Annotated in this window: 23 protein-coding genes; 13 read left to right on the top strand and 10 right to left on the bottom strand. The window is 69.9% G+C overall.

Annotation, left to right across the window (positions count from 1 at the left end):
• Positions 1-5 precede the first annotated feature (5 nt).
• From ACQPYZ_RS03445 to ACQPYZ_RS03460, 4 genes are all read right to left on the bottom strand, one after another.
• Positions 6-1,670 (bottom strand): hypothetical protein, encoded by a 1,665-nt coding sequence (locus ACQPYZ_RS03445; protein ID WP_433165103.1) that lies wholly within the window; start codon positions 1,668-1,670, stop codon positions 6-8.
• Positions 1,667-3,400, bottom strand: coding sequence for an MBL fold metallo-hydrolase (locus ACQPYZ_RS03450; RefSeq protein WP_433165105.1), 1,734 nt, complete (start codon positions 3,398-3,400; stop codon positions 1,667-1,669). The genes ACQPYZ_RS03445 and ACQPYZ_RS03450 overlap by 4 nt, the downstream gene beginning before the upstream one ends.
• Before the next feature lie 52 nt (positions 3,401-3,452).
• Positions 3,453-3,836: an STAS domain-containing protein gene (locus tag ACQPYZ_RS03455; protein ID WP_433165107.1), complete on the bottom strand. Its 384-nt coding sequence runs from the start codon at positions 3,834-3,836 to the stop codon at positions 3,453-3,455.
• Between the two features lie 180 nt (positions 3,837-4,016).
• Positions 4,017-5,390, bottom strand: coding sequence for an LVIVD repeat-containing protein (locus ACQPYZ_RS03460; RefSeq protein WP_433165109.1), 1,374 nt, complete (start codon positions 5,388-5,390; stop codon positions 4,017-4,019).
• Between the two features lie 89 nt (positions 5,391-5,479).
• Here ACQPYZ_RS03460 and ACQPYZ_RS03465 point away from each other — a divergent pair, with 89 nt between their 5' ends.
• From ACQPYZ_RS03465 to ACQPYZ_RS03480, 4 genes are all read left to right on the top strand, one after another.
• Positions 5,480-6,115, top strand: a complete 636-nt coding sequence (locus ACQPYZ_RS03465) for a DUF305 domain-containing protein (RefSeq protein ID WP_433165111.1) — start codon at positions 5,480-5,482, stop codon at positions 6,113-6,115.
• Entirely contained in the window at positions 6,115-6,858 is a 744-nt protein-coding gene (locus tag ACQPYZ_RS03470; RefSeq protein WP_433165113.1) for an SDR family oxidoreductase, read from the top strand. The genes ACQPYZ_RS03465 and ACQPYZ_RS03470 overlap by 1 nt, the downstream gene beginning before the upstream one ends.
• A gap of 23 nt (positions 6,859-6,881) precedes the next feature.
• Positions 6,882-7,583 carry a DNA alkylation repair protein gene (locus tag ACQPYZ_RS03475; RefSeq protein ID WP_433169619.1) on the top strand — a complete coding sequence of 234 codons (702 nt, stop codon included), beginning with the start codon at positions 6,882-6,884 and terminating at the stop codon, positions 7,581-7,583.
• 87 nt (positions 7,584-7,670) lie between these two features.
• Positions 7,671-8,474 carry a M23 family metallopeptidase gene (locus ACQPYZ_RS03480; RefSeq protein ID WP_433165115.1) on the top strand — a complete coding sequence of 268 codons (804 nt, stop codon included), beginning with the start codon at positions 7,671-7,673 and terminating at the stop codon, positions 8,472-8,474.
• Positions 8,475-8,499: 25 nt separating this feature from the next.
• On the opposite strand, the gene ACQPYZ_RS03485 is transcribed toward ACQPYZ_RS03480, so the two are convergent.
• Positions 8,500-9,969: a DHA2 family efflux MFS transporter permease subunit gene (locus ACQPYZ_RS03485; RefSeq protein ID WP_433165117.1), complete on the bottom strand. Its 1,470-nt coding sequence runs from the start codon at positions 9,967-9,969 to the stop codon at positions 8,500-8,502.
• A gap of 32 nt (positions 9,970-10,001) precedes the next feature.
• The gene (locus ACQPYZ_RS03490; RefSeq protein WP_433165119.1) at positions 10,002-10,823 is read right to left on the bottom strand and encodes a hypothetical protein; all 822 of its coding nucleotides are present in this window, start codon (positions 10,821-10,823) and stop codon (positions 10,002-10,004) included.
• A 214-nt stretch (positions 10,824-11,037) separates the two neighbouring features.
• On the opposite strand from ACQPYZ_RS03490, the gene ACQPYZ_RS03495 reads away from it, so the two are divergent.
• The 5 genes from ACQPYZ_RS03495 (at position 11,038) to ACQPYZ_RS03515 (ending at position 14,903) form a co-directional block, all read left to right on the top strand.
• Complete coding sequence (locus tag ACQPYZ_RS03495) at positions 11,038-11,862, top strand: DUF4397 domain-containing protein (protein WP_433165120.1); 825 nt, start codon at positions 11,038-11,040, stop codon at positions 11,860-11,862.
• Between the two features lie 248 nt (positions 11,863-12,110).
• Positions 12,111-12,557 carry a class F sortase gene (locus tag ACQPYZ_RS03500; protein ID WP_433165122.1) on the top strand — a complete coding sequence of 149 codons (447 nt, stop codon included), beginning with the start codon at positions 12,111-12,113 and terminating at the stop codon, positions 12,555-12,557.
• Between the two features lie 22 nt (positions 12,558-12,579).
• A complete protein-coding gene (locus tag ACQPYZ_RS03505; RefSeq protein WP_433165124.1) occupies positions 12,580-13,197 on the top strand; it encodes an L-threonylcarbamoyladenylate synthase in 618 nt (205 codons plus the stop codon).
• 86 nt (positions 13,198-13,283) lie between these two features.
• A complete protein-coding gene (locus ACQPYZ_RS03510) occupies positions 13,284-14,246 on the top strand; it encodes a penicillin-insensitive murein endopeptidase (protein ID WP_433165126.1) in 963 nt (320 codons plus the stop codon).
• A gap of 12 nt (positions 14,247-14,258) precedes the next feature.
• Positions 14,259-14,903: a nitroreductase family protein gene (locus ACQPYZ_RS03515; protein ID WP_433165128.1), complete on the top strand. Its 645-nt coding sequence runs from the start codon at positions 14,259-14,261 to the stop codon at positions 14,901-14,903.
• Here ACQPYZ_RS03515 and ACQPYZ_RS03520 read toward each other — a convergent pair.
• Both ACQPYZ_RS03520 and ACQPYZ_RS03525 read right to left on the bottom strand, forming a co-directional pair.
• On the bottom strand, positions 14,890-15,387 hold the full coding sequence (locus tag ACQPYZ_RS03520; RefSeq protein ID WP_433165130.1) for a DNA polymerase ligase N-terminal domain-containing protein: 498 nt from the start codon (positions 15,385-15,387) through the stop codon (positions 14,890-14,892). The two genes, ACQPYZ_RS03515 and ACQPYZ_RS03520, sit on opposite strands and share 14 nt — an antisense overlap.
• Positions 15,384-16,208: a SigB/SigF/SigG family RNA polymerase sigma factor gene (locus tag ACQPYZ_RS03525; RefSeq protein WP_433165132.1), complete on the bottom strand. Its 825-nt coding sequence runs from the start codon at positions 16,206-16,208 to the stop codon at positions 15,384-15,386. Before ACQPYZ_RS03525 ends, ACQPYZ_RS03520 begins: the two co-directional genes overlap by 4 nt.
• A 171-nt stretch (positions 16,209-16,379) precedes the next feature.
• Here ACQPYZ_RS03525 and ACQPYZ_RS03530 point away from each other — a divergent pair, with 171 nt between their 5' ends.
• Positions 16,380-16,751 (top strand): glyoxalase superfamily protein, encoded by a 372-nt coding sequence (locus ACQPYZ_RS03530; protein ID WP_433165134.1) that lies wholly within the window; start codon positions 16,380-16,382, stop codon positions 16,749-16,751.
• A 23-nt stretch (positions 16,752-16,774) separates the two neighbouring features.
• Here ACQPYZ_RS03530 and ACQPYZ_RS03535 read toward each other — a convergent pair whose 3' ends face one another.
• The gene (locus ACQPYZ_RS03535; protein ID WP_433165136.1) at positions 16,775-16,996 is read right to left on the bottom strand and encodes a hypothetical protein; all 222 of its coding nucleotides are present in this window, start codon (positions 16,994-16,996) and stop codon (positions 16,775-16,777) included.
• 207 nt (positions 16,997-17,203) lie between these two features.
• On the opposite strand from ACQPYZ_RS03535, the gene ACQPYZ_RS03540 reads away from it, so the two are divergent.
• Positions 17,204-17,392 carry a hypothetical protein gene (locus ACQPYZ_RS03540; RefSeq protein WP_433165138.1) on the top strand — a complete coding sequence of 63 codons (189 nt, stop codon included), beginning with the start codon at positions 17,204-17,206 and terminating at the stop codon, positions 17,390-17,392.
• 21 nt (positions 17,393-17,413) lie between these two features.
• On the opposite strand, the gene ACQPYZ_RS03545 is transcribed toward ACQPYZ_RS03540, so the two are convergent.
• Complete coding sequence (locus ACQPYZ_RS03545; RefSeq protein WP_433165140.1) at positions 17,414-18,487, bottom strand: serine hydrolase domain-containing protein; 1,074 nt, start codon at positions 18,485-18,487, stop codon at positions 17,414-17,416.
• A gap of 76 nt (positions 18,488-18,563) precedes the next feature.
• On the opposite strand from ACQPYZ_RS03545, the gene ACQPYZ_RS03550 reads away from it, so the two are divergent.
• Both ACQPYZ_RS03550 and ACQPYZ_RS03555 read left to right on the top strand, forming a co-directional pair.
• A complete protein-coding gene (locus ACQPYZ_RS03550; protein WP_433165141.1) occupies positions 18,564-19,490 on the top strand; it encodes a LysR family transcriptional regulator in 927 nt (308 codons plus the stop codon).
• Positions 19,491-19,590: 100 nt separating this feature from the next.
• Positions 19,591-20,325 (top strand): SDR family oxidoreductase, encoded by a 735-nt coding sequence (locus ACQPYZ_RS03555; protein WP_433165143.1) that lies wholly within the window; start codon positions 19,591-19,593, stop codon positions 20,323-20,325.
• The last annotated feature ends 1 nt before the right edge of the window (position 20,326 follow it).

Here is a 20,326-nt window from a genome sequence, read left to right on the forward strand (position 1 = left end):
GCAGTCTAAAGGTTCAGAGCCGCCCTGTAGCGCTCCCAGCTGTCCTTGACGGCGTCGAAGTCCCCAGCACCGAAGTCATAGCGGTCCGTGTCCGTACCGTCCACGTAGTACAGCGCCGGAACGCCCAGACCGCCCTGAACCTTCACGTACTCGAGCCACTCCGCGTGACTCGGCATCATCCAGCCGTCGGTGTCGATCCCCAGCTCCGGGCACACCGACCGGACCACACCGGCGCGGTAGGCCATGTGGCGAGCGACGTACCCGGGCTCCGCGGTGTCGTCCCGCAGCACGTCGTTCAGCCGGATTACGTCGGTCACGTCGAGGAAGGCCGGGTTGGGGGTGTGCGTGACGACCAGAGCGTCCGGCTTGACTCGCTTCGCGGTGTCATAGACGAGTCGCAGTTGCTCATGCAGCAGTGCGGCACCCCACCGCGATCCACGGTGCCGCAGCGAGGAGCCCGACGGCGTGCGTGCGGTGAAGTCGATCTTGAAGCCGTCGGCGTCGAGCTCACCGAGCATGTACTCGACCGCCTCGGTGATCAGCGCCACGCCGGCCGGAGACTCCGGGTCGAGACCGACCGGGTTGCCGCCGGCATCGGTCACACAGGCGTCGGCCGGCGCCCCTTCCTCGTCCCACGCCTTCCACCACAGCAGCACCCGCTGCCCGGCCGCGTGCCGCCGGGCGATCCATCCCTTGAGGTCGCTCCACTTCTCGGGATCGGGCCGGCAGGTCCCGTACGACGCCTGCCACTTGTCGTCGATGACGATCGTCTCCGGCACTATCCCCTGTGCGGCAAGGGTGTCCAGGAACCGGTCGTAGTTCGCCTCGGTGGCCAGCGGCTGCGGCGCCTGCTCGGTCCGCGCGCCGAGCGCGCACTGCGCCCCCCACCCGCAGAAGATCGTCCCGCGCCACCAGTCCGCGTCCGCGACCTTGCGCTCGGGGACGACGCCGGACGAGTCGAGCAACGAGCGGTGCCGGACCAGGACGTCCTCGGCAGACGAACCACCCAGGTGTACGACGAGTGGCGGCGTACTGAAGGATCCGTCAACCGCCGTCTGGCCTTCGTAGTCCAGCCGCAGGCTGAAACCGCCGGTCACGGGCAGGTAGTGGTAGCTGGTGAAGTTCTGCTCGGCCACCGGTGCGACCACACTCAGGCCCAGCCACTGGTCGTCGACGGTCGCCGCGAAGCACCAGGGCGCGGGCGTGAACAGCCATCGCTCGATCCCGGGCTCGCTGCCCTCACCGCACACGCTGATCGTTGCCGCCTCCAGCGCGTACCGCATGACCCGGGTCGGATGGTCCGGGTTCGGCGAGTACACCCGCTGCAGACCAGACCCGCTGGGCAGGAACCCACGCGGCGTACGGCGCCCACCGAGCAGGTGTACGTCGGTCAGCCGCCCCTGCCCGGTGACGACCGTAGACGTCTCGATGCGGTCGGAGAGGAATCGCGTGGTCGTCACTCGTGAGTCCCACACCGTGCTCTGAGCGGTCGTGGTGACGACCAGCCCGTCGGCCGACTCCGCGACGTCCACCGCCAGGTCGCCGTAGCTCTCGTCGAACCCGCCGACCGTGTCCAGCGAGGCGAACAGCCGCAGCCTGAACAGCGGCCGGTCGTCGACGACGACGGTGGCGTACGCCTTGGCAGTATGAAGATCGACCGTGTACTTCAACGAAGAGTCCTTACATCGACGAGGGCTTCGGCCAACTGGCCCAGGTACCGGCCGTCGCGAGTGATCCCGGCCGCGATCCGCGCCTGCCTGACCGGCTCGGCGACGTGCGGCACGACCAGGAACTCCGAGCCGGACACCTGCTGACACTCCCAGCCCGCGGGCACCACCAGTTCGGCGCCCGCGCAGCTCACCTGCACCGCGAACGGCTGACCGTCCACGGCATCGATCCGGTACGGCGTGAGGCGCACGTCGCCCACGAACACCGGGTCGTCCGGCAGGAACAGCTCGCGATGGACCTCGGCGACCTCCTCACCGAGCCGCGCGAGCTCGTCGAGGTAGTCGGGTGTGACCACGCGCGGCTCCCAGTGCCCGGAGATCATCAGCGAAGGCTGCAGCCGCTTGTAGAGTGCGGCCGAGGCGGCGTAGTCGTCCGCGGCGAACGCGTTCGCGTACTGGAAGTTCGGGATCTCCGGAGCCTCCCCGGGCACCCAGGTCCCGGTCTGCTGGTCACCTGTCGCGAGCACGCGCCGGCCGTCGACCTCGAAGCCGATCGCCGAGGCGTAGAGCGTGTGCCCGGGCAACGCGTGCAGGTCGAGCTCGTACTCGCGCCAGCGCATGCCTGTCCCGTCGGGGATGTGCTGCGCGCAGGGAATCGGCTCGAACCAGAGACACGGCAGGTCGTACTTCGTCGGGTTCTCCAGGACGTGGGCCACCGGGCTGGACGCCCACACCTCGGTCCCGTGCACCTCGCGCATGAGGTTGAACGCGGCAACGTGATCGTCGTGGTAGTGCGTGGGGATGGCGACTTCGATCCGCTCGATGCCGTAGTCGCGCTGCAGAGCGCGCAGGCTCGGCAACCACGGTCGCAGGTTCTGCCGCTGACTGCCGAACGCGACGCCGGCGGTCAGGTCGTACCCGTAGTCGATGAGCAGAGCGGTGCCCGAGTCGCTGAGCAGCACGTAGCTGCGGGACTCGCTGGTCCGGTTCATCAGCAGGTGTGGACTGAGCTCGACGTACGGTCGCTCGAGCTTGTCGAGCAGACCGGTCGGCGCGCCGAGTCTGGTCTGGATCAACCGGCCCAGCGCGTCGCACGTCTCGCGGATCGCCAGGGCCGGGTCGGTCATCGGTGCACCGTGGCTCGGCATCAGTGCGCGCGGCTGGTAGTCCAGAAGTTGCACCATCGAGGCCATCGACATCGAGGCGCCTTCGAGGCCGACGTACGACCACTGCAGGGCGGCCGCCGACCAGACCTTGCCGGGGCTGTGCAGCAGGTCGCCGGTGAAGGCGTAGCCGTCGATCAGGTAGGTGACGCTGCCGGGGGTGTGACCGGGGGTCGGCAACGTGCGGACGTCGAGGTGTCCGATGCGGCGCGAGCTGTAGTCCTTCATCACGCCCGCGACCGGCACCGGCTCCAGCAACGAGAACCGGTCCGTGTGCAGATCGTAGTTGTTCACCACCCGTCGTTGCTGCCAGTGACGATCGACCTCGGCGATCAGGTCGTACTCGTTCTCCGGCACCCAGATCCGCGTGCCGCTCGCGGCCAGCCGGGGCAGGCCCTCGACCTGGTCGCGATGGTGGTGCGTGACCAGGACGTCGGTCACCCGGTCGACGCCGTACGACGCCAGTCGGTCCAGCCACCGTCCGCTGCCGGCGTCGATCGCGACCGCTGTCCGCGACGACTCGTCGACGAGCAGGTACACGACGCAGGTGTCCTCGATGGTGTGCAGCACACCCTGCACCCTAAGGGGAGTGCTGGAATCGATTCCACTTGGATTCCACGAGTCAGAGCGACGCGAGTGCCTCGGCCACCGTGGAGTAGATCCGGAACTGGCCGCCCAGACCGGTGATCGCCAGCGGCCGGTCGACCGGCCGGCCCACGCCGACCAGCGCCAGCGTGATGTTGTGCTGACCGGCCAGGTTGCGCGCCTCGACCAGGTTGCCGAGACCGGCCGAGCTGCAGAACGTCACCGCGGAGACGTCGATCAGCACCAGTCGCGCCGGCGGGGCCACCGCGGCCCGGATCGACTCGGCGGCGAAGTCGGTGGTCGCGATGTCGATCTCGCCGGACAGCCGGACCAGCAGGACGCCAGGCTCCAGCTGCTCGGTCCGTGCGTCGAAGGTGGTTCGGATCATCTCGCCGTCCCGCGGCTCAGGCTGGCTCGTCACGCCGGTCTCTCCCCCGGGTGGTTCCGCGAAACGCCGGTCGGTCCTGGCGAGGGAACTCCCTGTGCTCACCGTATGCCCCAACGCGGAGACGTCACAACGGGTCTGGCCGGGATGACCCCGGAGCGTGACCTGGCCACGGATGTAAGCGCTGCCAGACCGGCTCGGTTCAAACGCATGACCTCACCCCCAGAAGGCCGGCTGGGTCTGGACGTTCAGCTCGGACAGCTTCACCTTGGCGGCGGAGTCGGTCCGCCGGTCGGAGATCTTGAAGGTGTCGAACGCGGTCACCGACTCGGTGCCGTAGATCGTGCCGTTGTAGTAGTACACCGACCAGTAGCCGCCGAAGGAGGCCGGCTGACGTGGCGGCCGGTCGAAGTACCCGATCTCCTGCGGGTGGGCGGAGTCGGTGAAGTCCCAGACCGAGAAGCCGCCCTGGTACCACGCCTGGACCATGATGTCGCGGCCGCGGACCGGGATCAGCGAGCCGTTGTGGGACACGCAGTTCTCCTGCTCGGCCTGGTGCCGCGGGATCTTGTAGTAGCTGCGGAACTTCAGCTTGCGGTGCTTGATATCGAAGATCGCCGTCGCGCCCTTGTTCGGCCCGACCTCCTCGTTGCACTCGGCACCGCCACCGCCGCCGAGCTCGTCCATGAAGACGACCTTGGTGCCGTCGCCGTTGAACGTGGCGCCGTGCCAGAAGGAGAAGTTCGCCGCGTCCTGGACGCGGTCGATCACCCGCGGCGCGGCCGGGCGGGAGATGTCCAGCAGGACGCCGTCGCCCATACACGCCGCGGCCGCGATCCGGCGGGCCGGGAAGGCGGTGATGTCGTGGCAGCCGCTGGTCTCGTAGCCGGTCTCGCTGCCCGGGAACCCGCCGTCCGGGAACAGCACCGGCGACGCCACCACGGCGGCCTTCGCCGGGTCGCGCAGCGGCACCTTGACGATGTCGATCCGGTCGTTCGGCGGCTGGCAGTCCGGGTAGGTCGCGTTCGGGAAGTACGACGAGTTGTAGATGTACACGGAGCCCGTCTTCGAATTCGGATTCAGCGACGGCTCCGGGATCAGCGTGTGCGTGTGCGAACCGCACTTGGTCTCGACGGCCGCGACGTACCGGGGGTTGGCCGGGTCGCGGACGTCGAAGATCTTGATGCCCTCCCAGGACTCCTTGATCGTCGGCGACTGCGCCACGCTCTGGCAGGAGCTGTCGCTGCGGGACTGGTCGGTGCTCAGGAACAGCAGACCGGCGTACACGCTGATGTCGTTCTGGCTGCCCGGGCAGGAGACCTGGCTGATCATCCGCGGGTTCGCCGGGTCGCCGACGTCGTAGATCGCGAAGCCGGCGTAGTTGCCGACGTACGCCTTCTTGCCGGCGAACGCTATGTCGGTGTGCACCCCGCCGGCCAGCGGTCCGGTCATCGGCACGCTGGCCAGGTGGGTGATGTTGTCGCTCTTCGAGGCACCGGTGTCCGGCGGGGCGGCCGCGGCCGTGCCGGCCAGGCCGGTGACGAGGGCGACTGCGAGGGCGAGACGGACGAGCGTGCGGGGGCGGCGCATGCTGGGTCCCTTCGTCGGATCGGCTTCGGCCTCCCAGGGTAGGCGTGATAGACACGTTATGGAAGCGATCTGACACAAGGAGTGAGGCCGTGGGGATCCGCCGCTCAGCCGTCGCCGCTGCTCTCGTCGTCGTCCTGACCGGCTGCAGTACGCCGGAACCGGAGGCCGGGACGCCGGTCTCGCAGCCGCCGGTGATCGTCCCGGGGACGCCGGGCGGACCGAACCGGACGGTGCCGGCCGTCCCGTCCCAGCCGGCCACTCCGGACGCCGACGACGTCATGTTCTTGGCCGACATGATGGTCCACCACACACAGGCGTTGCGGATGGCCGGCTACGCGCCGGCCTCGGCGCAGAACACCAAGGTCAAGGCGCTCGCCGAGCGGATCCGGGTCGGCCAGAAGCCGGAGATCGAGGCGATGCGGCAACTGCTGGTCGCCCGCGGCCAGACGCCGCCCGACCTGACCCACGTCGACCACATGGATCACAGCGGGATGCCGGGGATGGCCACCCACGACGAGCTGGCCACGCTGGAGAAGTCGCGTGGCACGGCGTTCGACCAGCTCTTCCTGACCCTGATGATCAAGCACCACCAGGGTGCGGTGACGATGAGCGGCACGGTGATAGACAAGGGAACGGACCCACAGGTGGGTGAGCTGGCCCAGGAGGTCGGCGTCACCCAGACGAAGGAGATCGCGACCATGCGGCAACTGCAGAAGGAGCTGTGATGGGTGTCCTCGACGGCAAGGCAGCGCTCGTCACCGGCGGATCGCGCGGGATCGGCGCGGCGATCGTCCGCCGGCTGGCCGCCGACGGCGCGGTGGTCACGTTCACCTACGTGTCCAGCGAGTCCGCGGCCGACGACGTGGTGAACGAGGTGAAGGCGGCCGGCGGCCGGGCGGTCGCGGTCCGGTCCGACCAGGCGGATCTGGCCGGCATCCCGGAGCTGTTCGGCCGGGCCGCGGAGCCGACCGGGACGCTCGACATCTTCGTCTGCAACGCGGCCGAGGTGATGGTGAAGCCGATCGACAGCGTCACCGAGGACGACTACGACCGGCTGTTCGCGACGAACGTGAAGGGTCCGTACTTCGCCATCCAGCAGGCGGCCCGCGTCCTCCCGGACGGCGGCCGGATCATCGCGCTGTCGACGCTGAACACGGCGATGCCGGGCCCCGGGATCTCCTTGTACACCGCGAGCAAGGGCGCGCTCGAGCAGTTCGTCAAGGTGGCCGCCCGCGAGTACGGGCCTCGCAACATCACCGTCAACACGGTCTCCCCGGGAGCGACCGACACGGACATGTTCCGGGACTCCAACCCGCCGGAGGCCCGGGCGGCGCTGGTCGGCATCACCGCCCTCGGCCGGGTCGGCGAGCCGGCCGACGTCGCCGATGTGGTCGCCTTCCTGGCCGGTCCGGACAGCCGCTGGCTGACGGGGCAGAACCTGCGCGCCTCCGGAGGGCTGTTGATCTGAGGACCGCCGACCTGATCGCCGAGATCGACGCCGCCGCTGATCCCGCGGCGGCGAAAATCCTCGCCGGCTACTTCAAGCTGGCGCCCGGCGGCTACGGTCACGGCGACCGGATGATCGGCGTGAAGCTGTCCACGATCCGCGGGCTGATCAAGCCCTACGTGCGCGCGGACCTCCCGCTGGCCGAGCTCGAGCAGGCGCTGACGAGCCCGATCCACGAGCATCGGCTGGCGGTGCTCTGCGTGCTCGCCGACCGCGCGGCCCGCAGCCGCAAGCCGCGCACCGCGAACCCGGCCGAGCTCCGGGCGATCTACGAGCTGTATCTGCGCAGTACGGCGTACGTCAACAACTGGGACCTGGTCGACTGCAGCACGTCGGAGATCGTCGGCGGGTACCTGCTCGACAAGCCGCGCGACGTGCTGACCACGCTGGTCCGGTCGGAATCCCTGTGGGAGCGGCGGATCGCGCTGGTCGCGACCCATCGGTTCATCATGCACGGCGAGAGCGCGGACACGTACGCGCTGGCCGCGCTCGTGCTCGACGACCGGGAGGACCTGATCCACAAGGCGTCCGGGTGGATGCTGCGCGAGGCCGGCAAACGAGTCTCGGCGGACGAACTGCGGGCGTTCCTCGACCGGCACGCGGCGGTGATGCCGCGGACGATGCTGCGCTACGCGATCGAGCACTTCACGCCCGAGGTCCGGAAGAAGTATCTCGCCATGCGCTGACGTTTCGGCGGACGTCGAAAGGCCTGGCGGAGTGGCGTCACAGCGCTACCCTGAGCCACAAAGATCGCGTGCTAGGGAGCCGCCCCCATGAACCTGAAGCGCATCGTCCACCTGTTGCTGCTCGCAACACTCGTCGCCGCCGGACTGGTCGGCGTCCAAACCTCCGCCACGGCCGCGCCCGGCTTCCAGATGCCGATCCCGTGCGGTCTCCGCTGGACCACCGCCACCCACAGCGGTCACGCCAGCCAGTGGATGCTCGACATGGTCTCGCCGAGCGGAGCCACCCGCGGGACGCCGGTGCTCGCGTCGGCGAGCGGGACGGTCAGCGCGTCGCTGCTGTCGTCCAGCGGCGGTCACATGGTCGTCATCGACCACGGTGGCGGCTGGCAGACCCGGTACCTGCACATGGACCGCCGTGATGTTGCCGTCGGCAACGTCGTGGCCCAGGGCCGGCAGATCGGCATCGTCGGCAACACCGGCCAGAGCACCGGACCGCACCTGCACTACGAGCAGAAGCTGAACGGCACCGTCCGGCAGTCCTGGTTCAACGGCCACGCGGTGCCGCTGACCTGGTCCTACAACCAGCACTACGAGACCAGCGCGAACTGCGGCGCCGGCGACGGCAAGTTCTGGGTCGACACGTTCGCCAACGCACCCGGTCACAGCACCCCGGGCGGGGCCCAGACCGGCACGCTCTACAAGGGCACGAACTACGTGTTCTGCAAGGTCTGGGGACCCGAGGTCCGGGTCGGGTCGGCGTACAACCACTGGTGGATGAAGACCGACCTGGACGTCGGTCCGGCGAACCAGTGGGTGTCGGCGTACTACCTGTCCCGCTGGGGCAACGACGAGGCCAAGGACAACAACGGCCGGGACCTGCCGAACTGCTGAATTGTCGACAAGTCGCCGTACGCGGTCAGGCCTTCCGGCTGTCCGCGTACGGCGGGGCCGTGAGCGAGCAGTGCGGGTGGTGGTGCACGTCCACCGGCCGCGCGGCGCGGTCGGCCAGCATGATCCAGGCGAGTACGCCGCCGGCCGCCGCCAGCGCGGCCGAGATCCACAGCGCGTTGGCGAAGCCGTTGCTGAAGGCATCCGGATCGAGGTAGGAGTCGCCGGTGATCCCGGCGGCGATCGGGATCGCGGCGACCGCCATCAGCTGGGCCGACCGGGCGACCGCGTTGTTCACCCCGGACGCGATCCCGGCGTGGTGGTCCTCGACCGAGGACAGCACGGTGGCGGTCAGCGGCGCGACGGTGGCGACCAGGCCCAGGCCGAGGACGGTGACCGCCGGCAGGACCGTGCTGACGTAGCCCGCGCCGGGCTCGATCCGCAGCATCAGCAGGAAGCCCGCGGCCATCAGCAACGGCCCGACCGTCATCGGGATCCGGGCGCCGATCCGGTCCGCGAGGCCGCCGGCGTACCCGGACAGCGCGAGCATCAGCGCGGTCATCGGCAACAGCGACGCACCGGCCCAGAGAGCGGAGTACCCGAGGGCGGTCTGCAGGTAGACGACCAGCAGGAAGGTCGCGGTGCCGAGGCCGCCGTAGACGACGACGGTGACCAGGTTGGCGCCGGTGAAGCGGATGTTCGCGAAGATGCCGGGCGGCAGCATCGGGTGCGAGCTGCGGCGTTCGACCTCCACGAAGACCGCGAGCGCGACCACCCCGACCGCCAGCGAGACCAGCACCAGGGTGTCGCCCCAGCCGCGGTCGCCGGCGCTGATCAGGCCGAAGGTGAGTCCGGCGAGCCCGAGGGTCGCGACGATCGCACCGGCGATGTCGAGCTTGCCGGCCGCGGTCTCGTCCCGGGACTCCGGCACGTGCCGCAGCGTGACCAGGACGGTGACGAGGGCGATCGGGATGTTCAGCAGGAAGATCAGCCGCCAGGACCCGCTGTCGACCAGGCCACCGCCGACGAACGGCCCGATCGCCGCGGCGACCGAGGTCAGGCCGGACCACGCGCCGACCGCCTTGCCGCGGTCCGACGGCGCGAACGCGGTCTGCAGGATGGCGAGGCTGCCCGGGGTGAGCAGCGCGCCGCCGATGCCCTGCAGCACCCGGCCCGCGATCATCACCTCGAGGGTCGGGGCCACGGTGCAGATCACCGAGGCGACCGCGAACCAGATCACTCCGGCGACGTACACCCGCCGGCGTCCGAGCCGGTCGCCGAGCGACCCGCTCAGCAGGATCAGTGCCGACAGCGGCAGCATGTAGCCGTTGACGATCCACTGCAGGCCGGCCACGTCGGCGTCGAGCTCCTCGCCCATCGCCGGTAGCGCGACGTTCACCACGGTGCCGTCGAGGAACGCCATCCCCGATCCGAGGGCGGTGGCCGCCAGCACCCACCGGGCCCGGCCGGTGCCGAACACGATCCGATCGTCCGTCATGAACTCAGACTAGGCCGCCGGGTACGGGGCCGTTACTGCGGCTGCGGAAGATCCAGCTGGAGGACGACCAGGGCCTTGTCGGCCGGGATCCCCGGAAGGACCGCCAGCTCCGGTGGATTGCCGACCGCGCACCGGGTCTCGGTCAGCAGCGGGCAGACCACGTTCAGCAGCTCGCCGCCGTTGACGGTCAGGTTGGTCGGCAGGCCGCCCTCGGTGATCGCGGTCAGCGGCCGGATGGCCGACGCGGCCCGCTCGGGCTTCGACTCCGTACGCCGTACCGTCGAGCCGGACAGGCGGTAGGTCAGCCGGAGACTGGTGGCCGCGGTGGTCAGCGGCACGTCCGTCGTCTTGGTGATCTCGGTGCTCGACAGCGGGACGTTCAGGCCGTCGGCCTGGACCCGGAGGTTGCCCGCGGTCGGCGAGGTCCGGGTCATCATCCCGGGGAGCTGCTCGCCGGACGCCGGCAGCTGGACCTGCAGGATGTTCGTCGCCTTCGGCAACTTCACGTTCTCGGTGATGTCGAACGAGCCGTCCGGTCGTGGTACGGCGACCAGCTGGATCCCGGGCTGGGTCGCACCGGGCCCTGGACTGGTGGGCGCCTGGGTCGGTGAGCTGCCGGCACTGGGTCCGGCACTGGGCAGCGTGGGATCGGGGAGGCCCGGGCTCGGGGCGACCGGGCCGGCGGAGTCGGGCGAACAGGCCACGGCCGCGCTGAGCCCCAGAGTCAGCGCGGCCGTTGCCAGCCACCGTGCCCCCGAAGCCCACCACCGAAGGTCCTCCACCCCCGATGCACCACTCGGGAGGAACTCCTCGCCCGCCGTCGACGCCCCGTCCGGGGAACTGCGCTCAGACATGTGCGATCGCCCCCCAACGGATTCGGCCGCTTCCTCTGGCGGTCGGATCGGACTTGCGCATACGATACGCCGGAATTAGTGGGGTTCGGCAATTACTGCCGATATTTTCATGGGGACTTCGAGGGGGCACGAAATGGTGAGACGCAGCGTGTCCGGACCATTCCAAGCAGTATTGGAGGGAATTTCGAGAATTCCTGGTCCGGTAATTCGAAGGGTGATTCCACTGACGCTGGCGGTGACCGTCGCGGCGGCACCGGCAGTGCTGGCCGCGCCGGCGCAGGGGGCCGCCGGCGCGAACCTGTACATCGTCCAGGGGTTGCCCGGGCGGTCGCTCGACATCAGCGTCGACGGCCGCACGGTGGCCACCGGACTGGCCACGACCAAGATCGCCGGACCGTTCGGTGTTGCCGCAGGCAAGCGAATGGTGACCGCCCGTCAGGGCGGAACAGTGGTGATCCAGCGCGAGGTGACGCTGGGATCCGGCTCCAGTGTCGACGCGGTGATCCATCTGCCGGTGTCGCCCACGGGCGCTCCGGTGCTGACGTCGTACGTGAACAAGCTGAGCTCGATCCCGAAGGACAAGGCGGCACTGCGGGTCGCCCACGACGCGGCCGTCGGGCCGGCCGACATCCGGGTGAACGGAAAGGTCGCGTTCGCGAACGTGGCCAACGGGGAATCGCTCGAGGCGGTCGTGCCGGCGGACACCTACAAGGTGGACATTGTGCCGGCCGGTGCGACGTCACCTGTTGTTCTCGGTCCGTTGGACCTACCGGCCCGAGCCGGTTACCTGACCCGGGTTTTCGCGGTCGGTAATCCGAACGCGAGAACGATGAATGTCGCGCTCGGAACGATCAAGTTGCCGGCCAGTGGGTCGGGGACGCCCGGGCTGGTGGACACCGGCACCGGTGGTCAGGCGGCGGAGCTGGACCAGGCGCACAGCTCCACCTCCGGCCTCTGGGTCCTGCTCGTGCTGGGGAGCACGCTGGCCGCGGTGGTCTCGATCCGTAAGGTCGCGGTCCGGAAGGTGGTCCGTCGCTGAGGAAGCTCCTGCTCGTACTGGTGCTGTGCTGCGCGGGCCTGGAGGGGTGCGCTGCGCAGACAGCAGGTTCCGGGCCGGACCCCGGGGCGGGCGGCGGTACCCCAACGCCGTCGTCCGTCCCGGCTACGCGCGGTCTTCCGGGGTTCGCTCCCGAGATTGAACCCCGGGGGACGCCGTCGCCGGCCGATCCGGCGTCCGCGCCGCCGGCCCGGATCGGTACGCCGGCGCCGAGTCAGCGGATCTGGTTCGTGCCGACCCAGGTCGTGCTGCCGGGCGGCGCCAAGGCGCCGGTGGTGTCGGCCAGTACGGTCCGCGGCGAGCTCATAGTGCCCGAGGAGGGTGATCGGGTCGGCTGGTGGGACGGTGGCGCCCAGGCCGGTGACCCGTTCGGGTCGGTGGTGCTGGCAGGTCACGTCGACACCAAGACCGACGGCATCGGGTACTTCGCCCGGCTGCTCCGCATCAGGCCCGGGGAACTCGTCGTACTGCGCGGTGCCGGGCACACCCAGACGTACCGGGTGAGCTCGATCGTCTCGGTGCCGAAGAACGCCCTCGCCACGCGCAGCGGTGCGTTCGACCAGAAGGTCGACCACCGGCTCGTGCTGATCACCTGCACCGGTCCGTACGACGCCTCCGGCGGCGGCTACGAGGACAACCTGGTGGTGACCGCCACCGCGGTCGGTCCGGCGCGCTGAGCCGACGCTAGGCTCGGCGGTCATGGCGAGGTATTTCGACGTACATCCGGAGAATCCGCAGCGACGCGCCGTCGGCCAGGTGGTGGACCTGGTGCGCGAGGGCGGGCTGATCGCCTACCCGACCGACTCCTGCTTCGCGCTCGGCTGCCAGCTGGGCAACCGGGACGGGATCGAGCGGATCCGCGCCATCCGGCACCTGGACGACCGGCACCACTTCACGCTGGTGTGCCAGGACTTCGCCCAGCTCGGCCAGTTCGTGCACATCAGCAACGCGGTGTTCCGGTCGATCAAGGCGGCCACCCCGGGGAGCTACACGTTCATCCTGCCGGCGACCAAGGAAGTCCCGCGCCGGCTGCTGCACCCCAAGAAGAAGACGGTCGGCGTCCGCATCCCCGACCACGTGGTCGCCCAGGCTCTGGTAGCCGAGCTCGGCGAGCCGTTGCTGTCCAGCACCCTGCTGCTGCCGGAGCACGAGGTGCCGATGACCCAGGCCTGGGAGATCAAGGAGGAGCTCGACAATCAGGTCGACGGTGTCATCGAAGGCGAGACCGGCACCGAGCCGACGACCGTGGTCGACTTCTCCGACGACGTCGCCGAGGTCGTCCGGGTCGGTGCGGGAGATCCGGCGCCCTTCCAGTGAACTCTTGCGATCGGCAAGATCATGCCCGATCGTGACTGCTGAAGGTCAATCGTTCACCAGTGCACCTCACCCGCCCCGGAGGAGCCATGCGACGTGGTCTGCCGGCCGTCCTGGCCGTCGTCCTGCTGATGTTCGGCCTGCCCGCACCCGCCCAGGCCTACGCGAACGCGTTCTTCCCGACGCAGAGCGGTGGGAACCGCGGCGCCGACGTCCTCGCGATCCAGTACCTGCTCCAGCACCACGGGCAGTCCGTGGCGGCCGACGGGGTGTTCGGTCCGGCGACCACCACCGCGGCCAAGGCGTTCCAGACGGCCAAGGGTCTCGGCGCCGACGGCATCGTCGGGCCGCAGACCTGGGGCGCGCTGGTGCCGACGATCCGGTCGGGTGACAACAACTCGGCTGTGAAGGCGTTGCAGGTCGAACTCAACGCCAAGCGCCGGCTCAACCTGCCGGTCGACGGCGTGTTCGGTGCGGCCGTCCGCGACGCGGTCGTCTCCTTCCAGTCACACGCCGGCATCGGCGCGGACGGGATCGTCGGGCCGGTCACCTGGCGCAATCTCGCCTGGCACTACGACTACCCGGACTTCGCCGCGAACCTGTGCGACCAGGACCCCGACGGCAACGGTACGGCGGCCAACTGGGCCACGTCGGCCGCCGTCGCCCAACTGGAGCAGGCCGCCCGGTCGTTCGCCGGGACGGGACAGGGCAAGGTCCCGTACGGCGACGCCGGATTCGAGCACGGCGGTGACATCCCGGGGCACGGCAGCCACGAGGTCGGGCTCGACATCGACCTCTGGCCGATCCGCACCGACAACGCCCAGTGCACCGCGGGCCGGATCACCTGGCAGTCACCGACGTACGACCGGGCCGCGACCCGCCAACTGGTGCAGGCGATCCGGGCCGCCGCACCAGGCCACGTGCGCCTCGTCTTCTTCAACGACCCGGTCCTGATCGGCGAGGGCCTGACCACCGAGTGGGCGGCGCACGACAACCACCTCCACGTCCGGTACTGCGAGAAGGTTCACCCGAACAGCCTCTACACCTGCTGACATAGTGGCCCTGTGACCACACTCGAGCTGTCGCCCGACGAACTGCTCACCACCACCCGCACGGTCCGCAAGCGGCTGGACCTGGCGAAGCCGGTGCCGATCGAGCTCGTCCGCGAGTGCATCGAGATCGCCCTGCAGGCGCCGTCCGGCAGCAACCGGCAGGCGTGGCACTGGCTGGTGATCACCGACGCGGAGAAGCGGGCGGCGGTCGGCGAGTACTACCGGCTCGCGGTGGAGAAGTACCTCGCCGGCAGCGGTTCGGCCGGGAAGCTGTTCGCGGACGACCCGGTCCGTGGGCCGGTGCAGCGCCGGATCGGCGACAGCGTGGCCTACCTGGGTGAGCGGATGGGGCAGGTCCCGGTGCTGGTGATCCCGTGCCTCGAAGCGAGGTCGCTGACGGCCGGCAACCAGGCCGGCCTGTGGGGTTCCATCCTGCCGTCCGCCTGGAGCTACATGCTGGCCGCGCGCGCCCGCGGCCTCGGTACGGCGTGGACCACCCTGCACCTCAACTACGAGCAGGAGGTCAGCGAGCTGCTCGGGCTGCCGGAAGAGGTTCGGCAGACGGTCCTGATCCCGACGGCGTACACGATCGGGACCGGCTTCAAGCCCGCGCCGCGGCAGCCGCTCGACGAGGTCCTGCACGTCAACGCCTGGTAGCCATGTCCTCGATCGTCAGGCCGCTGAGCACGGACTTCGGCTCGGTGACGGTGAGGTCGAGTTCGGGATCCGCGGCGGCATCGCGGACCTTCACCAGCAACCAGTCCTCGCCGGTCCTGGTGAAGGCCCACGCGCCGTTCAGCTTCACCCCGTGCAACTGGACCTTGAGGTGGCCACGCTCGATCGCCACCGCCGGGTCCACCGGTCGGCGGCGATCGTCGCGGGTCAGGTTGGTCCAGACGCCCGCGTCCCAGACGATGACCGCGCCACTGCCGTACTGGCTGTCCGCGATCACGCCCTCGTAGGAGGCGTACTCCAGGTCGTGGTCGGTGGTGAACACGGCGAGCCGCTTCACGGTCGGATCCAGCGACGGCCCGCGCGGGACCGCCCAGGACTTCAGCACACCGTCGACCTCCAGCCGAACGTCGTAGTGCAGCCGCCTGGCGTCGTGCAGCTGCACCACGAAGATCGGCCTGGACGTCAAGCGGCAGCTGCCGTGGGCGGCTCGATGCGCTCGCGCAGGCGGTCGAGGATGCTGCGCAGCAACCGGGAGACCTGCATCTGGCTGACGCCGATCTCGGCGCCGATGTCGGCCTGGGTGTGACCCTCGATGAAGCGCAGCTCGAGGATCCTGCGCTCCCGCGGCGCCAGCTCGCTCAGCACCGGCTCGAGGACGGCGACCGCCTCGGTCCGCTCGAACGAGGAGTCGTCGGTGTCCGCGATCGTGTCGGCCAGGTTGGCGGCCGACTCGTCGTCGACCGGGCGGTCCAGCGACAGCACCGAGAAGCAGCCGTCGGCGGCCATCGCGGCCTCGATCTCCTCGACGTCGGCCCCGATCTCGTCGGCGAGCTCCTGCACGGTGGGCTCTCGGTGCAGGTCCTGCGTGAGCACCGGTCGCACGGACGCGATCGAGCCCTGCAGCTCCTGCAGGCGGCGGGGGATCCGGACCGTCCACGAGCAGTCGCGGAAGTACCGTTTCACCTCGCCCCGGATCGTCGGTACGGCGTACGCCAGGAACGGCGTGTCGGTGTCCGGGTCGTAGTTCCGGGCGGCCTTGACGAGCCCCAGGTAGGCGACCTGGTCCAGGTCCTCGGGCTCGACGCCCCGGCCGCGGAACCGGGTGGCGATGCTGTGGGCGATGCTCAGATTGAGTTCGATCGCCTCCTCCAGCAGGGACTGCCGGAGATTCTCGTCGGTGCTGGCGGCCCGCCGGCTCAGAAGGGAGCGGGTCGTCGTGTCTCTGCGCTGCTTCGGATCGGTGCTGCGCGGTTCGTCGACGGTACTGCGGGTAAGTACGGTGACCATTTTTGCTGACCTCGCGACGTTGAGTCACGGCGCGGCACATGTCTGGACCGCGGTCAGAGCTGTCTGCTGACATTCCTACCCCACGTTGCGCGGGTTATGCATTTCTACCCGGACCGAATCCCGGCCCGCAACACGGGCCCGCTGACCTGAGCGTGGGCGTAGGTTCTGCTCATGGACTGGAAGCTCGAGCTGGTGTCGGTGCCCGTCGCGGACGTGGACCGGGCGAAGGAGTTCTACACCGAGAAGGTCGGCTTCCACGCCGATCACGACCACCAGGTCACCGAGGAACTGAGATTCGTTCAGCTCACACCGCCAGGCTCGGCGTGCTCGATCGCGATCGGCAGCGGCATGCCGCAGGCCGAGCCGGGCTCGGTCCGCGGGCTGCAGGTCGTCGTCGCGGACGTGGCGGCGGCCCGCGAGGAGCTCGCGGGCCGCGGGGTGGAGGTGTCGGACCTGCAGGAGTTCCCGTGGGGGACCTTCGCCTTCTTCAGCGACCCCGACGGGAACTCCTGGGCCTTGCAGCAACTTCCCGCGCGCGACTGACCGACCCGGCCGCGCGGTCGGGGCTAGCGGTCGAAGCGGGGGAGTTGGTCGTCCGGGTCCTCGTCCGGGGCGTCCGGGTTCTCGGCCGGCTGTTCGAGGGGCGAGTCGTCGCCCGGCCGGGTGCCGACCGCGGGCTCGTCGTCGGCGGCGGGGTCGACCAGGTCGGGCATGTCCGGATCCGGGTTGTCCGGGTTCCGGGAGTCGCCTGGGCCGACCGGCATCGGTGGGATCGGGTTCGTGCTCATCATCCACCTCCTTGTGGTGAGATTCCTCCGGTACCCAGGGGGTTGGATGTCAATTCCGTGGATCGCTAACGCTGTGTCATGCGGCGGTTGTAGGGTGGCCTTTGGTTGAGCAGCCAGCCCCCAGATGTTGGCCGCCGTGTCCCTGCGAGGGCGACGATGACCGAACTCCAGCACCATCCCAGAGCAGCACGCCAGAAGTCGGGTGCCATGACCGTTTCCGCACCGCCGGCCACCTCTCCGGCCCGGCCCGTCGCCGTCCAGGTCCGCATCGGCGGCCGCTGGATCGCGGGCCTGCAGGTCGGCCGCCGGATCGGCACGGCCGGTGCCGACGAGGTGCTGGTCAGCCACCACGGCCACTTGGTTTGGGTCGACCGGCAGGCTGTCCGCGGCGCCTGAAGCCCTTGCGCACAAGGGATTTCAGCAAAGAGTTTTCGCAACCAGATTGCCGATCTCGATCGCCGAGGCGGACTGCGCCGGGTCGAACAGTCGCCGGGTGAGCGCGAACGCGACGCCTGCTCGCGCGTCCGCCCAGGCGACGCTGCCGCCCATGCCGGGCATCCCGAACGACGCCGGGCTCTCCTCGGCGGTCGAGCCGAGCCGCCCGATCGCGTAGCCGTGCGCCCAGGTCCCCGGATTCCCGAGCAGTTCGTCCTGGCCGGTGAACGCCGGACCGGTGATCTCCGCGACCGCCTCCGGCCGGACCAGCCGGACACCGTCCACCTCACCGAGCAGAGCGGCGTACAGCTTGGCGATGCCGTGTGCCGACAGCACGGCGGCGGACGGCGTTTCGACGGTGAGGTGTTCGGGGCTGTTGCACAACGCTGCCCGGGGGATGATCGCGGCGGGGGTGAGCTTGCCGAACAGCCCGGCCAGCATCGCGAACGTGTCCTCGGCCCCGTCTGGCTCGACCAGCGGCGTGACCCGGTGCAGCTGGTCCCGCGGTACGCCGAAGTACACCTCGTCCGCGATCCCGAGCGGTTCCGCGATCTCCCGCAGTACGTCGGAAATCGTCCGGCCGGTCGCCCGTCGCACGATCTCGCCGACCAGGTAGCCGAAGGTCTCGGCGTGGTACGTCATCTTCGTGCCCGGCTCCCACCACGGCTCGGCCGCAGCCAGGTACGACGTCTGTTTCGCCCAGTCGGCCAGGTCCTCCGGCACGGTGTCCGGTGCCAGCGCCGGTACGCCGACCGTGTGGGTGAGGACATGCCGCAGGGTGGCCTTCTCCTTGCCGTTGGCCGCGAACTCGGGCCAGACGTCCGCGATCGGAGCGTCGTACTCGAGCACGCCGCGGTCGACGAGGACGTTCGCGACGGTCGCAGTCGCGCCCTTGCCGGTCGACGCGCTGTAGAAGAGCGTGTCCGAGGTGATCGCGTCGCCGGCGACGGCGTCGACGACGAGCTCACCGTGCTGGAAGACGGCCACCTGCAGGCCGAGCTCGGTCGCGGCCAGTTCGTCGAGCCGCTGCTGCACCTGGTCCTGGAGATTCGTCACGAGGTTCATCCTGTCTGTGGGAGTGTCCTTCAGCGACAGGTCGGAACCGGTCCGCCGGTTTTGACACACTGCCCTCGTGGAATTGCGGCAGCTGGAGTACTTCGTGGCGGTGGCGCATGAGCGCAGCTTCACGCTGGCCGCCCGGCGGCTGCACGTGGTCCAGAGCGCGGTCAGCGCCGCGATCGCCGCGCTGGAACGGGACCTGAAGGTCACGCTGTTCGAGCGCAGCGCGCAGCGGGTCGTCCTGACCGAGGCCGGGACGGCGCTGCTGCCCGAGGCGCTCGCCGTGATGGACGCCGTCCAAGGTGCCCGGGACGTCGTCGACGAGCTCGGCGCCGGCATGCGGGGATCGGTGCGGGTCGGCCTGCTGCCCGGGCTCGGGCTGGTGAACCTGCCGGCCGCGGCCGGCGAGTTCCGCCGGCGGTACCCGAACGTCGAGCTGCAGTTGCGGGCCGAGGCCGAAGGATCGGCCGGGGTGATCGCCGGGCTGCGCAACGGCGACATCGACTGCGGGTTCCTCGGCATCGCGGCCGGCAGCGCGCCGCGCGACCTGACCACCTGGGAGCTGCTCCGCGTTCCACAGATCCTGGCGGTGCCGGTGAGCCACCGGCTCGCCCGGCGCCGGTCGGTCATGCTGGCCGACCTGGCCGACGAGGCCTTCGTCGACTTCCCGCCGGGCTCCGGCACCCGGACGCTGATCGACCAGAAGTTCGAGGCGGCCGGGCTCGAACGCCAGGTGGTGGTCGAGGCGCTCGGCATCGAGGGCGGTGTCCAGTTCGTCGCCCACGGGGTCGGGCTCGGCATCCTGCCCGGGTACGCCGTCGCCGGGATCGACTCGATCCGGATCGTCCGGATCGCCGACGAGGAGTTCCGCTGGTCGCTCTACCTGGCCACCCTGCGGAAGCGGAAGCCGTCGGCCGCTCTGCGCGCCCTGCTCGGCCTGGTCAGCGCCCATCTCCAGCACCCTCCGGGGACGGAGCGCGGCAGCGACTTGGATCAATAGAACTGATCCACCCATCGACTTGATTCGTTGGACGTGATGCATCGCCCGCAGCAAGATCTTTGGTGTCAGCAGCACATCGAAGAGCTGGAGGAGCAGGGCCATGAGCATCGAGCGAGTCGCGATCGTCACCGGTGGTTCGAGCGGGATCGGCCGCGAGGCCGCCGCCCGGCTGGGCCGCGAGGGCTACGCCGTGGTGATCGGGTACGCCGGGAACCAGGCGAACGCCGACCAGGCCGTCAAGGAGGTCGAGCAGGCCGGCGGCCGGGCGATCGCAGTCCAGGCCGACGTCGCCGACGAGACCGCGGTGGCGGCCATGTTCGACCGGGCCGAGCAGGAGTTCGGCGGCGTCGACGTGGTGGTGAACGCGGCCGGCGTCATGCCGCTGTCGCCGCTGGCCGACCTCGACCTGGAGGTGTTCGACCGGGTCGTCCGGACCAACCTGCGCGGGACGATCGTCGTCGACCAGCAGGCCGTTCGCCGGCTGCGGGCCGGCGGCGCCCTGATCAACGTGTCCAGTTCGCTGACGAAGCTGGCCCGCCCGGGCTACTCGGCGTACTCGGCCACCAAGGGCGGGGTCGAGGCGATCACGCTGATCCTGGCCCGTGAGCTGCGCGGCCGCGACGTCACCGTGAACACCGTCGCCCCCGGCCCGACCGCGACCCCGCTGTTCTTCGAGGGCAAGTCGCAGGAGCTGATCGACCGGATCGCCGCCGAGCCGCCGCTCGAGCGCCTCGGCGAGCCGGCCGACATCGCCGAGCTCATCGCCTTCCTGGCCGGCCCGGCGCGCTGGATCAACGGCCAGGTCATCTACGCCAACGGCGGCTCGGCCGCCTGAC

Origin of the sequence: Kribbella sp. CA-247076 (assembly GCF_050942445.1) — a bacterium.
Lineage (GTDB): Bacteria > Actinomycetota > Actinomycetes > Propionibacteriales > Kribbellaceae > Kribbella.

What these genes read in the sequence shown, in the direction of transcription:
- ACQPYZ_RS03525 (WP_433165132.1), bottom strand. Translation starts at nt 16,208, where the DNA reads ATGGTCACCGTACTTACCCGCAGTACCGTCGACGAACCGCGCAGCACC.
- ACQPYZ_RS03540 (WP_433165138.1), top strand. Translation starts at nt 17,204, where the DNA reads ATGACCGTTTCCGCACCGCCGGCCACCTCTCCGGCCCGGCCCGTCGCC.
- ACQPYZ_RS03530 (WP_433165134.1), top strand. Translation starts at nt 16,380, where the DNA reads ATGGACTGGAAGCTCGAGCTGGTGTCGGTGCCCGTCGCGGACGTGGAC.
- ACQPYZ_RS03535 (WP_433165136.1), bottom strand. Translation starts at nt 16,996, where the DNA reads ATGAGCACGAACCCGATCCCACCGATGCCGGTCGGCCCAGGCGACTCC.
- ACQPYZ_RS03470 (WP_433165113.1), top strand. Translation starts at nt 6,115, where the DNA reads ATGGGTGTCCTCGACGGCAAGGCAGCGCTCGTCACCGGCGGATCGCGC.
- ACQPYZ_RS03460 (WP_433165109.1), bottom strand. Translation starts at nt 5,390, where the DNA reads ATGCGCCGCCCCCGCACGCTCGTCCGTCTCGCCCTCGCAGTCGCCCTC.
- ACQPYZ_RS03505 (WP_433165124.1), top strand. Translation starts at nt 12,580, where the DNA reads ATGGCGAGGTATTTCGACGTACATCCGGAGAATCCGCAGCGACGCGCC.
- ACQPYZ_RS03510 (WP_433165126.1), top strand. Translation starts at nt 13,284, where the DNA reads ATGCGACGTGGTCTGCCGGCCGTCCTGGCCGTCGTCCTGCTGATGTTC.
- ACQPYZ_RS03555 (WP_433165143.1), top strand. Translation starts at nt 19,591, where the DNA reads ATGAGCATCGAGCGAGTCGCGATCGTCACCGGTGGTTCGAGCGGGATC.
- ACQPYZ_RS03480 (WP_433165115.1), top strand. Translation starts at nt 7,671, where the DNA reads ATGAACCTGAAGCGCATCGTCCACCTGTTGCTGCTCGCAACACTCGTC.
- ACQPYZ_RS03490 (WP_433165119.1), bottom strand. Translation starts at nt 10,823, where the DNA reads ATGTCTGAGCGCAGTTCCCCGGACGGGGCGTCGACGGCGGGCGAGGAG.
- ACQPYZ_RS03485 (WP_433165117.1), bottom strand. Translation starts at nt 9,969, where the DNA reads ATGACGGACGATCGGATCGTGTTCGGCACCGGCCGGGCCCGGTGGGTG.